This is a genomic window from Streptomyces corallincola (genome assembly GCF_019104725.1).
Classification (GTDB): Bacteria; Actinomycetota; Actinomycetes; order Streptomycetales; family Streptomycetaceae; genus Streptomyces; species Streptomyces corallincola.
This window is the reverse complement of sequence record NZ_JAHRXF010000045.1, coordinates 42,841-53,867: the sequence shown is the minus strand read 5'-3', so window position 1 is coordinate 53,867 and position 11,027 is coordinate 42,841. Positions and strand designations below refer to the sequence as shown.

12 protein-coding genes are annotated in these 11,027 nt (G+C 71.3%); 9 read left to right on the top strand and 3 right to left on the bottom strand.

The window, feature by feature from the left end:
* Positions 1-178 precede the first annotated feature (178 nt).
* The 3 genes from bioB (at position 179) to bioD (ending at position 3,714) form a co-directional block, all read left to right on the top strand.
* Positions 179-1,558 (top strand): biotin synthase BioB, encoded by a 1,380-nt coding sequence (bioB, locus tag KUM39_RS23210; RefSeq protein WP_217787698.1) that lies wholly within the window; start codon positions 179-181, stop codon positions 1,556-1,558.
* A 172-nt stretch (positions 1,559-1,730) separates the two neighbouring features.
* A complete protein-coding gene (locus KUM39_RS23205; protein ID WP_217787703.1) occupies positions 1,731-2,996 on the top strand; it encodes an adenosylmethionine--8-amino-7-oxononanoate transaminase in 1,266 nt (421 codons plus the stop codon).
* A gap of 1 nt (position 2,997) precedes the next feature.
* Complete coding sequence (bioD, locus tag KUM39_RS23200; protein ID WP_217787697.1) at positions 2,998-3,714, top strand: dethiobiotin synthase; 717 nt, start codon at positions 2,998-3,000, stop codon at positions 3,712-3,714.
* A 35-nt stretch (positions 3,715-3,749) separates the two neighbouring features.
* Here bioD and KUM39_RS23195 read toward each other — a convergent pair whose 3' ends face one another.
* Both KUM39_RS23195 and KUM39_RS23190 read right to left on the bottom strand, forming a co-directional pair.
* Positions 3,750-4,124, bottom strand: a complete 375-nt coding sequence (locus KUM39_RS23195; protein WP_217787696.1) for a fic family toxin-antitoxin system, toxin component — start codon at positions 4,122-4,124, stop codon at positions 3,750-3,752.
* A 4-nt stretch (positions 4,125-4,128) separates the two neighbouring features.
* The gene (locus KUM39_RS23190; RefSeq protein ID WP_217787695.1) at positions 4,129-4,371 is read right to left on the bottom strand and encodes a toxin-antitoxin system HicB family antitoxin; all 243 of its coding nucleotides are present in this window, start codon (positions 4,369-4,371) and stop codon (positions 4,129-4,131) included.
* Positions 4,372-4,746: 375 nt separating this feature from the next.
* Here KUM39_RS23190 and KUM39_RS23185 point away from each other — a divergent pair, with 375 nt between their 5' ends.
* The 6 genes from KUM39_RS23185 (at position 4,747) to mug (ending at position 10,539) form a co-directional block, all read left to right on the top strand.
* Complete coding sequence (locus KUM39_RS23185; RefSeq protein ID WP_217787694.1) at positions 4,747-6,105, top strand: hemolysin family protein; 1,359 nt, start codon at positions 4,747-4,749, stop codon at positions 6,103-6,105.
* On the top strand, positions 6,102-7,115 hold the full coding sequence (locus KUM39_RS23180; RefSeq protein ID WP_217787693.1) for a hemolysin family protein: 1,014 nt from the start codon (positions 6,102-6,104) through the stop codon (positions 7,113-7,115). Before KUM39_RS23185 ends, KUM39_RS23180 begins: the two co-directional genes overlap by 4 nt.
* 148 nt (positions 7,116-7,263) lie before the next feature.
* Positions 7,264-8,052 carry an SGNH/GDSL hydrolase family protein gene (locus KUM39_RS23175; RefSeq protein ID WP_217787692.1) on the top strand — a complete coding sequence of 263 codons (789 nt, stop codon included), beginning with the start codon at positions 7,264-7,266 and terminating at the stop codon, positions 8,050-8,052.
* A gap of 10 nt (positions 8,053-8,062) precedes the next feature.
* On the top strand, positions 8,063-8,416 hold the full coding sequence (locus tag KUM39_RS23170) for a DUF4326 domain-containing protein (RefSeq protein ID WP_217787691.1): 354 nt from the start codon (positions 8,063-8,065) through the stop codon (positions 8,414-8,416).
* A 138-nt stretch (positions 8,417-8,554) separates the two neighbouring features.
* Positions 8,555-9,997, top strand: a complete 1,443-nt coding sequence (gene purB / locus KUM39_RS23165; RefSeq protein WP_217787690.1) for an adenylosuccinate lyase — start codon at positions 8,555-8,557, stop codon at positions 9,995-9,997.
* Positions 9,994-10,539: a G/U mismatch-specific DNA glycosylase gene (gene mug, locus KUM39_RS23160; protein WP_217787702.1), complete on the top strand. Its 546-nt coding sequence runs from the start codon at positions 9,994-9,996 to the stop codon at positions 10,537-10,539. Before purB ends, mug begins: the two co-directional genes overlap by 4 nt.
* A gap of 35 nt (positions 10,540-10,574) precedes the next feature.
* Here the strand turns inward: mug and KUM39_RS23155 are convergent, their stop codons facing one another.
* Positions 10,575-11,015, bottom strand: coding sequence for a hypothetical protein (locus tag KUM39_RS23155; RefSeq protein ID WP_217787689.1), 441 nt, complete (start codon positions 11,013-11,015; stop codon positions 10,575-10,577).
* Positions 11,016-11,027 lie beyond the last annotated feature (12 nt).

Here is an 11,027-nt window from a genome sequence, read left to right as displayed (position 1 = left end):
GACATGCGATCGGACACGTGTGCCGGGCGGGCTCCGGACGGGTGGTTTTTGTGGGCAACGGACAGACAGTAGCGGCCCCGCGAGCCGCCCAGGATGTGCGAAAACCCACAGAGTGAACCGGCCGCGTTGTCTGGATCCTCCTTGGCCCGCAGCGTCGCGTAGGCCAGGATCTGACCTCATGGACCTGCTGAACACGCTGGTGGACAAGGGACTTCGGCGCGAGCCGCCGACGCGCGAGGAAGCGCTCGCCGTGCTCGCCACCTCCGACGACGACCTGCTCGACGTGGTGGCCGCGGCCGGCCGGGTGCGGCGGCACTGGTTCGGGCGGCGCGTGAAACTCAACTATCTCGTCAACCTCAAGTCGGGCCTGTGCCCGGAGGACTGCTCCTACTGCTCCCAGCGGCTGGGTTCCACGGCCGACATCCTCAAGTACACCTGGCTCAAGCCCGAGCAGGCCACGCGCGCAGCCGCCGCAGGACTCGCGGGCGGGGCCAAGCGGGTCTGCCTGGTGGCGAGCGGACGCGGCCCCACCGACCGGGACGTGGACCGGGTCTCCGCCACCATCCAGGCCATCAAGGGGGAGAACGAGGACGTCGAGGTCTGCGCCTGCCTGGGACTCCTCTCCGACGGCCAGGCCGAACGGCTGCGCGCGGCGGGCGCGGACGCCTACAACCACAACCTCAACACCTCCGAGGCCACCTACGGCGACATCACCACCACCCACACGTACGCCGACCGGGTGGACACGGTGCGGAAGGCACACGCCGCCGGACTGTCCGCCTGCTCCGGGCTGATCGCGGGCATGGGCGAGACCGACGCCGACCTCGTGGACGTCGTCCTCGCGCTGCGCGCACTCGACCCGGACTCCGTGCCGGTGAACTTCCTGATCCCGATGGAGGGCACCCCGCTCTCCGCCGAGTGGAACCTCACCCCGCAGCGCTGCCTGCGCATCCTGGCGATGGTCCGCTTCGTCTGCCCCGACGTGGAGGTACGCATCGCGGGCGGACGCGAGGTCCACCTCCGCACCCTGCAACCTCTCGCGCTGCACCTCGCCAACTCGATCTTCCTGGGCGACTATCTGACCAGCGAGGGTCAGGCGGGCCGAGCCGACCTGGAGATGATCGCGGACGCCGGATTCGAGGTGGAGGGCTCGGACGAGGTGACGCTGCCGGGGCACCGGGTGCGGGACGCGGCGGACGGCTCGTGCGGGACCGCTGCGGGCGCGGGAGCTGCAAGTGCCGGGTGCGAAGCGCACGGTGACGGTTCCGGCGAAACGGGATGTGCGGCCGGGTGCGGGGCACACGCGGGGGGCGATGCGTGCGGTGCGGGTGTGGCGGGGGCGGTGTGCGGGACGGCGTCGGCAGGTGCGGGACCGGGGGCGCTGTGCGGTACGGCCGCGTCGGGTGCGGGAACGGGGGCGGTCGGTTCCGAGCCGGGGAGGTCGCAGCCGGAGGGCTCCGGGCTGGAGGGCTCGGGGCTGGGGGGCTCCGGGCCGCGTACGGATCTCGTCGCGGTACGCCGCCGGGGCGCCGGTACGGACCTCGCGCCCAATGCCTGAGCGGGTGAGGCCCGAGGAGGTAAGACCCGCGGAGGTGAGGCCCGAGGAGGCGAGACCCGAGCGGGTGATGCCTGAGCGGGTGATGCCTGAGCGGGTGATGCCTCAACAGGTGGGGCATGAGCAGGTGCCGCCGATCGGAGCCGAACCGGCCAGTGGACAGGGCTCATTGAGTGTGCCCGAGCTGCTGGAGCTGGACCGGCGGCACGTCTGGCATCCGTACGGTCCGATGCCCGGCCGTGCCGAACCGCTCGTGGTGGAGTCCGCGAGCGGGGTCCGGCTGCGGCTCGCGGACGGTTCGGGCGAGCTGGTGGACGGCATGTCGTCGTGGTGGTCCGCGATCCACGGCTACCGCCATCCGGTGCTGGACGAGGCGGCGCGTGCCCAGCTCGGCCGGATGAGCCACGTGATGTTCGGCGGACTCACCCACGAACCCGCCGTCCGGCTGGCGAAGCTCCTTGTCGATATGTCACCCGACGGCCTGGACCATGTCTTCCTGGCCGACTCCGGTTCGGTGTCGGTCGAAGTGGCCGTCAAGATGTGCCTCCAGTTCTGGCGTTCGCTCGGACGCCCACGGAAGCACCGGCTGCTGACCTGGCGCGGCGGCTACCACGGCGACACCTGGCAGCCCATGTCCGTGTGCGACCCCGAGGGCGGCATGCACGAGCTGTGGACCGGCGTCCTGCCGCGCCAGGTCTTCGCCGACACACCGCCGACCACGTACGAGGAGTCGTACGCGGATCATCTCCGCGCGTTGATCGCCGGGCATGCGGACGAACTGGCGGCCGTCATCGTGGAGCCGGTGGTGCAGGGCGCGGGCGGGATGCGGTTCCACTCCCCCGCGTATCTGCGGGTGCTGCGGGAGGCGTGCGACGCGCACGGCGTGCTCCTGGTGTTCGACGAGATCGCCACCGGGTTCGGCCGCACCGGCGAGTTGTTCGCGGCGGACCACGCGGGGGTCACGCCGGACGTGATGTGCGTCGGCAAGGCACTGACCGGCGGTTATATGACCTTGGCGGCGACGCTGTGCACCTCGCGGGTCGCGGAAGGCATCTCGCGCGGCGAGGTACCCGTCCTCGCCCACGGCCCGACCTTCATGGGCAACCCGTTGGCGGCGGCCGTGGCCTGCGCCTCGTTGGATCTGCTGCTCGCGCGGGACTGGCGGGCCGAGGTGTCCCGGATCGAGGCGGGCCTGCGCGCGGCCCTCGCCCCGGCGGCGGATCTTCCGGGTGTGCGGGAGGTCCGGGTGCTGGGTGCCATCGGGGTGGTCCAGCTCGATCACGAGGTGGACATGGCGGCGGCCACACGGGCCGCCGTGCGGGAGGGCGTGTGGCTGCGCCCGTTCCGCGATCTCGTCTACACCATGCCGCCGTACGTCACCACGGACGCGGACGTGGTACGGATCGGACGCGCGGTGTGCGCCGCCGCGCGGGAGGGATGACATGCCGGTACTGATCATCACGGGCACGGGCACGGAGGTCGGCAAGACGGTCACGACCGCCGTCGTCGCCGCCACCGCCCTCGCGGCGGGCCGTACGGTGGCCGTCCTCAAGGCCGCGCAGACAGGGGTACGCCCCGGCGAGCGCGGCGACGCGGACGAGGTGGCCCGGCTCGCCGGCCCCGTCACCACCGCCGAACTCGCCCGCTATCCCGAGCCGTTGGCCCCGGCCACGGCCGCCCGGCGCGCCGGGCTCCCCGCCGTGGGCCCGCACGACATCGCGGAGGCCGCCGCCAAGCTGGCCACCGAGCACGACCTCGTCCTGGTCGAGGGCGCGGGCGGCCTGCTCGTACGTTTCGACCCGGCGGGCGGCACCCTCGCGGACGCCGCCCGGCTGCTGGACGCGCCGGTACTCGTCGTGGCCCCGGCGGGCCTGGGCACCCTCAACGCGACGGAGCTGACGGCACGTGAACTGTTCTTCCGTGGACTGGACTTCGCCGGTGTGGTGATCGGCTCCTGGCCGGACGCCCCAGATCTGGCTGCCCGCTGCAACATCGTGGACCTCCCGGAGGTGGCCGACGCCCCACTGCTCGGTGCGCTGCCCGCCGGGGCGGGGTCCCTCACCCCGGCCGCCTTTCGCACGGCGGCTCCGGGGTGGCTGGCGCCGGGGCTGGACGGCACGTGGGACGCGGAGGAGTTCCGGGCGCGGGAAGGCGCGTAGCGGACCGGCGGCAGGGCTCCCCCGCGACTACCGCGTCAGGCGCTCCAGTTACGGAGTTCACGGGCGATGTCGGAGACGCTCGCCTCGTCCCGTTTGACGAGGCGGGCGAGGTCGCGCACCTGCTCGGGAGTCGTGCTGACCTTGAGCCCGCTGGCGACGAGGTAGCCGTAGGCGACGGCGGAGGCGAACAGCGCGTTGGAGCGCTCCAGCGCGGGGACGTGGATGAGCAGTTGGAGCAGGGCCGCGGCGCGGTCGTACGGGGTCTCGTAGACGGGCACACCGAATATGTCCGCCCGGTGCCGGGCGACGGCGGCAACCAGCGCGCCCCAGTCGGAGACCTGCGGGTCCCCGGGCGTGCGCTGCTCGGCGAGCATGAGGAGCCAGGCGAGATCGATACCCAGGTCGGACAACGGATCAGCCGCGGCCTTCGCCCCGGTCGCCACACCGCGCCTCCGCGAACTCCTCCGCGAACACGGACGCGTACTGGTTCATGAAGTCGGCGGCCGAATCCACGAACGCGCGCCCCGCCTCCCCGGCATCCTGCCGCACCAGTTCCTCGATATACCGGTTCACACTCATCCCCCGAGCCCCCGCCCTCTCCCGCGCCGCCCGCGCGGTCTCCTCGTCCACCCGCACATTCAACTGCGTCTTGGCCATACTCCGAAGCTAGCGCGGAGGTGCTAGCGCAACAAGCCAGCCAGCACACCGCCCGGGACCCGCCACCACGCACCCGCACCCGCACCCGCAGGGCAGTTCCATCCGTGTCAGGGGCGCGGGGAACGGCGCGACCAGCCACCACCCGCCCGCAGATCACCACCCACCGCACCACCCCCCTCTCCGACCAGAATCGAGGCCCTGTCGCCCCGAGCTACAGACACCCCGCCCTGCATCAACTTTGCCCATCCTTTACCCTTGAGAAACGCATCCGCACTCACCGAAAGGTCGTGAGCGTCCGCACATGGACGATCCCCCCAGTACACGCCACCGAGCGCCCCACCCCGTCCTGCCCGATCCTGAGGTAGGGGTGACCCGATGACCGAAGTGCTGCTCCTCCTCGTGGCGATCCTGCTCTCCCTGGCCTGCGGAGCCTTCGTCGCGGCCGAGTTCTCACTGACCACTGTCGAACGCGGCGAACTGGAGCGCGCCGCCGAACGCGGCGAGCGGGGCGCCGCTGGCGCCCTGAAGGCCGTACGGAACCTGACCTTCCAGCTCTCCGGCGCCCAGCTCGGCATCACGGTGACCAATCTGGTCGTCGGCATGCTCGCCGAACCCTCGATCGCCAAGCTGCTGTCCGGACCATTCCGCTCCCTGGGCCTGTCCCCGACGGCGGCGAGCTCGGCCGCTCTGGTGCTGGGCACGGCGCTGTCCACGGTGTTCCTGATGGTCGTCGGTGAGCTGGTCCCGAAGAACTGGGCCATCTCCTCTCCGTTGGCGGTCGCCCGGCACGTGGGCACTCCCCAGCGCTGGTTCAGCGCGGCGTTCCGGCCCTTCATCACGCACCTGAACAACACGGCGAACCGCTTCGTCCGCCGTATCGGCCTGGAGCCCGCCGAGGAACTGGCCTCGGCACGCGGCCCCCAGGAACTGGCCGCCCTCGCCCGCCACTCCGCGAAGGAGGGCGCACTGGAGGCGGACACGGCCGAACTGTTCGTCCGCACGCTGAACCTGGCGGATCTGAGCGCCGAGAACGTGATGACCCCGCGCGTCCAGGTCGTTGCCCTGGACGTCCAAGCGACCTGCGAGGACGTGGCCAACGCGACCCGCGCGACCGGCCTGTCCCGCTTCCCCGTGTACCGGGGCAACCTCGACACCGTCGTCGGCGTCGTCCGTATCAAGGACGTCCTGGCGATGGACGCCGAGGCCCGCACCCTGAGGTCCGTGGCCCAGGTCATGCGCGAGCCACTGCTCGTCCCCGAGTCCCTGACCGTGGACCGACTGCTGGACCGCCTCTCCGGTACGCACACAATGGCCGTCGTCATCGACGAGTACGGCGGCACGGCGGGCGTGGTCACCCTGGAGGACATCGTCGAGGAGGTCGTCGGGGAGGTGCGGGACGAGCACGACCCGCACGAGACGCCCGACATCGCCCCGTCCGGTGCCGACACCGACGGCCGCGCCCTGTACTCCGCCGACGGCGCCGCCCGCACCGACCAGCTCGCCCGTCTCGGCCTGCGCGTCCCCGAGGGACCGTACGAGACGCTCGCCGGACTGGTCGCCGCCGAACTGGGCCGGATACCCGCCACCGGGGACAGCGTCGAGGTGACTGGCTGGCGGATGGACGTGGTGGACGCGTCGGGGCACCGCGCGGCCCGCGTCCTGCTGCACGCCCCGCTGGACGACGAGGCGACGCACGCCGAAACCGGCGGCGGCCGCAAGGAGAGGACACGATGACCGCCGTACAGCTGCTGATCGGTCTGGCGACGCTGGTCGTGAACGCGTTCTTCGTGGGCGCCGAGTTCGCGCTGATCTCCGTACGCCGTTCCCAGGTCGAGCCGCTCGCCCAGGAGGGCGACCGGCGGGCGCGCAGCGTGGTGTGGGGTCTGGAGCACGTGTCGGCGCTGATGGCCGCGGCCCAGCTCGGCATCACGCTGTGCACACTGGTCCTGGGTGTGGTCGCCGAACCGGCGATCGCGCACCTGCTGGAACCGCTGTTCCACGCCGTCGGCGTGTCGAGCGGTGTCGGCCACGCGGTGTCGTTCGTGATCGCCCTGGCCCTCGCCACCTACCTGCACATGCTGCTCGGCGAAATGGTCCCAAAGAACATCGCCCTCGCGGAACCGGTCCGCAGCGCGCTGCTCCTCGGGCCGCCGCTGGTCGCGCTGGCCCGTGCGCTGCGGCCGGTCATCTTCACCATCAACGCCTTCGCCAACGCGCTGCTGAAACTGCTCCGGGTCGAGGCGAAGAACGAGGTCGCGGCAACCTTCAGCGACACCGAGCTGGCCGAGATCGTCAAGGACGCCAGCGAGGCGGGCCTCATCGACAACCGTGCGCAGGAACGCCTCCACGACGCCCTGGAACTGGGCAGCCGCCCGGTCCGGGACGTGGTCGTGCCCCTGGAACGGGTCGTGTACGCGCGCACCGACGTCACCCCGGAACAGCTGGAACGCCTGTCGGCCGAGTCGGGCTTCTCCCGGTTCCCCGTGGCGGACGAGAACCGCCGGATCGTCGGCTACCTCCATGTGAAGGACGCCCTGGACGCGTCGCCCAGGGACATGCCGTTCCGGCTGCGCGACATGCGGCCCATCGCCCGCGTCCGCGCCGTCACCCCGCTGGACGACGTTCTCACCGCGATGCGCGGCAGCCGCACCCACCTCGCGGCCGTCCTCGGCGACGACGGACGTCTGGCGGGCCTGGTGACGATGGAGGACGTACTCCGGGAGCTGTTCGGACAGCCGGTCTAACCGGCCCCGAAGGGGTGGTGGGGCACCGGCCGACCTGGTCCGGTGCCCCACAGCGGCAGCGGCCGAACCGTGGCCCGCCGGACCGCGCGTCCAGCGGAACCCGGCCACCGACCGACGGGTATGGAACCGGGTTACCATCGCTCTCGCCATGCAGACGATTCCCACGCCTCCCCCTTACTCCAGCCTGGTCGCACTCGGCGACTCCTTCACCGAAGGCATGTCCGACCGGCAGCCCGACGGTTCCTACCGGGGCTGGGCCGACCTGCTCGCCGCCCGGATGGCCCCGCTCAACCCCGACTTCCGGTACGCCAACCTCGCCGTGCGCGGCAAGCTCATCGCGCAGATCGTGGACGAGCAGGTGGACGTCGCCGCCGCGATGAAGGCCGATGTCGTCACCCTGGTCGGCGGGCTCAACGACACCCTGCGCCCGCGCTGCGACATGGGCCGGGTCAAGGGCCTGCTGACGGAGGCCGTCGAACGCCTCGCCCCGAGCTGCGGGCGTCTGGTCCTCATGCGCAGCCCCGGCCGCCAGGGGCCGGTGCTCGAACGGTTCCGCCCGCGCATGGAGGAACTCTTCGCCTGCGTCGATGACCTGGCGGCCAAGCACGACGCCGTGGTCGTCGATCTGTACGGCGCTCCGTCCCTCTCCGACCCCCGCATGTGGGACGTGGACCGGCTGCACCTGACGGCCGAAGGTCACCGCCGGGTCGCGGAGGCGGTGTGGCAGGCGCTCGGCCACGACGCCGAGGACCACGAGTGGCACACCCCGATGGCGGCCACACCCCCACCCGGCTGGACGGCCCGCCGCGTCTCCGACGCCAGGTTCGCCCGTCGGCACCTGCTGCCCTGGATAGGAAGGCGACTGACCGGCCGCTCCTCCGGCGACGGCCTCCCGGCCAAGCGTCCGGATCTGCTGCCGTACACAGATCCGGCGTAACGTCGGTGCCATGACCACTCGGGTGATCAATCTCCGGGGCCGCCTCCACGAGTTCGGCCCCCGCCTGGAGCACGCCCCGCAGGACGTGGTCTACGTCGGCCGCCGCTGGACCCTCGGTGGCTGGGATCTCCCCCGCCACCCGCTCTCCAATCCGTTCGCCTATGACACCCCGCGCAGGAAACGGGACGGCACCCGAGCCGAAGTCATGGCCATGTACCGCGCCCGCCTCCTGGAACGCCCCGACCTCCTCGACCAGCTGCCCGCCCTCCGCGACAAAACCCTGGCCTGCTGGTGCGCCCCGGAACTGTGCCACGCGGACATCCTCGCGGAGCTGGTCGAATCGACGACGAAGGACACGGGCTGAGGCACGCCACACCCACAGGAACAGCGGCGTCCGCCTCCACCAAGCACCTCCCCTCTCCGACGTGACGCGGATCTCGTAGCTTCCACCGAACAACCCCCTGGCACCGCCCTGCACGAACCGCCAGTAGAATCCGGTCATGTGACTTCAGCGCCCGCCAAGCCCCGCATCCCGAACGTCCTCGCCGGACGCTACGCCTCCGCCCAGCTCGCCACCCTCTGGTCGCCGGAGCAGAAGGTGAGGCTGGAGCGTCAGCTCTGGCTCGCCGTGCTGCGGGCGCAGAAGGACCTCGGCATCGAGGTCCCGGACGAGGCCATCGCCGACTACGAGCGTGTGCTCGACACCGTGGACCTCGCCTCCATCGCGGAGCGGGAGAAGGTCACCCGGCACGATGTGAAGGCCCGCATCGAGGAGTTCAACGACCTCGCGGGTCACGAGCACGTCCACAAGGGCATGACCTCGCGCGATCTCACCGAGAACGTCGAGCAGCTTCAGATCCGCCTCTCCCTCGAACTCGTCCGCGACCGCACGGTCGCCGTCCTGACCCGTCTGGGCAGACTCGCCGCCGAGTACGGCGAGCTGGTCATGGCCGGGCGCTCTCACAATGTGGCCGCGCAGGCCACCACCCTCGGCAAGCGTTTCGCCACCGCCGCCGACGAACTCCTCGTCGCCCACGGCCGCGTCGAGGAACTCCTCGGCCGCTACCCGCTGCGCGGCATCAAGGGCCCGGTCGGCACTGCCCAGGACATGCTCGACCTGCTCGGCGGCGACGCCGCGAAGCTCGCGGACCTGGAGCACCGCATCGCCGGTCACCTCGGCTTCTCCGAGGCGTTCACCTCGGTCGGCCAGGTCTACCCCCGCTCGCTGGACTACGAGGTCGTCACCGCCCTGGTGCAGCTCGCGGCGGCCCCCTCCTCCCTGGCCAAGACCATCCGGCTGATGGCCGGGCACGAACTGGTCACCGAGGGCTTCAAGCCGGGCCAGGTGGGTTCCTCCGCCATGCCGCACAAGATGAACACCCGCTCCTGCGAGCGCGTCAACGGCCTGATGGTCATCCTGCGCGGCTACGCCTCGATGACCGGAGAGCTTGCGGGCGACCAGTGGAACGAGGGCGACGTCTCCTGCTCGGTGGTGCGCCGGGTCGCGCTGCCCGACGCGTTCTTCGCTCTCGACGGCCTGCTGGAGACCTTCCTGACGGTGCTGGACGAGTTCGGCGCCTTCCCCGCCGTGATCGCCCGCGAACTGGACCGTTACCTCCCCTTCCTCGCTACCACCAAGGTCCTCATGGGCGCCGTCCGTGCCGGGGTCGGCCGCGAGGTCGCCCACGAGGCGATCAAGGAGAATGCCGTCGCCACCGCGCTCGCCATGCGTGAGCAGGGCGCCGAACGCAACGACCTCCTCGACAAGCTCGCCGCCGACGACCGCCTCCCCCTCGACCGCGAGCAGCTCACCGCCCTCATGGCCGACAAGCTCTCCTTCACCGGCGCCGCCGCCGACCAGGTCGGCGCTGTCGTCGCCCGGATCGAGGAGATCGCCAAGCAGCACCCGGAGGCTGCCTCCTACACCCCCGGAGCGATCCTCTGACCCGGTTCACCCCGGCCGAACTGGAGGCCGCCCGCGACCGTCTCGTCCCCGACGTGATCGCGGACGGTCTCCGCGTTCTGTTCTGCGGCATCAATCCGGGCCTGATGTCGGCGGCCACCGGCCACCACTTCGCCCGCCCCGGCAACCGCTTCTGGCCGGTCCTGCACCTGTCCGGCTTCACCCCCCGCCTGCTCAAGCCCTCCGAGCAGAACGAACTGCTCAACCACTGCCTCGGCATCACCAACGTCGTCCAGCGGGCCTCCGCCCGTGCCGACGAGCTGACCGCCGAGGAATACGTCGAGGGCGGACGCTTACTGACGGCCAAGGTGCTCCAGCGGCGTCCCCGATGGCTGGCCGTGGTGGGTGTGACCGCCTACCGCGCCGCCTTCACCGATCCCAAGGCCCGGATCGGACCGCAGGAACGCACCATCGGTGACACCAGGCTGTGGGCTCTGCCCAACCCCAGCGGGCTCAACGCCCACTGGACGACTGCGACGATGGCCGAGGAGTTCGGCCGCCTTCGGGAAGCCGCCCAGCACTGACCGGGCGGCCGAGCCGTCCCCGCCGGGGCCTCCGGTCACGGCGGCTCGGTCTCCGTCACCACCGCCAGGAGCTGAAGGGGCAGTTCAGCGCCCCAGTGCGAGACCCCGAGCGCCACCCAGCGCCCCGAATCCGTGTGCCACGCCTGGACATCGGGGACGTGCGCGGCGAGTGTCGCCCACGGTTCGGGGATGTTCTCCCCCTCCTGACTCCGCAGGAACACTCCCCCCAGTCCGAACGCGTGGGTCTCACCCCACCGTTCGGCCAGCAGCAGTCCGAGTGCGTCACGTTCGGCCTCGAACTGTGCCGCCGTCTCCTCACCGTCGGAGCCGTCGTCCTCGTAGAAGTCGCCGCTGGTCCGCAGCTCGGCTATTAGATATCCGGGACCGCCCGCGCCCACGTCCGTCCTGCCGTACGCCTCGGGAAACTCCCGGAGACACAGCCGGTCGATGACGGCCAGATCGCGCACGATGTCCATGCCCCCAGTAAA

What these genes read in the sequence shown, in the direction of transcription:
- KUM39_RS23170 (WP_217787691.1), top strand. Translation starts at nt 8,063, where the DNA reads ATGACCACTCGGGTGATCAATCTCCGGGGCCGCCTCCACGAGTTCGGC.
- KUM39_RS23185 (WP_217787694.1), top strand. Translation starts at nt 4,747, where the DNA reads ATGACCGAAGTGCTGCTCCTCCTCGTGGCGATCCTGCTCTCCCTGGCC.
- KUM39_RS23175 (WP_217787692.1), top strand. Translation starts at nt 7,264, where the DNA reads ATGCAGACGATTCCCACGCCTCCCCCTTACTCCAGCCTGGTCGCACTC.
- KUM39_RS23190 (WP_217787695.1), bottom strand. Translation starts at nt 4,371, where the DNA reads ATGGCCAAGACGCAGTTGAATGTGCGGGTGGACGAGGAGACCGCGCGG.
- bioB (WP_217787698.1), top strand. Translation starts at nt 179, where the DNA reads ATGGACCTGCTGAACACGCTGGTGGACAAGGGACTTCGGCGCGAGCCG.
- KUM39_RS23180 (WP_217787693.1), top strand. Translation starts at nt 6,102, where the DNA reads ATGACCGCCGTACAGCTGCTGATCGGTCTGGCGACGCTGGTCGTGAAC.
- bioD (WP_217787697.1), top strand. Translation starts at nt 2,998, where the DNA reads ATGCCGGTACTGATCATCACGGGCACGGGCACGGAGGTCGGCAAGACG.
- KUM39_RS23155 (WP_217787689.1), bottom strand. Translation starts at nt 11,015, where the DNA reads ATGGACATCGTGCGCGATCTGGCCGTCATCGACCGGCTGTGTCTCCGG.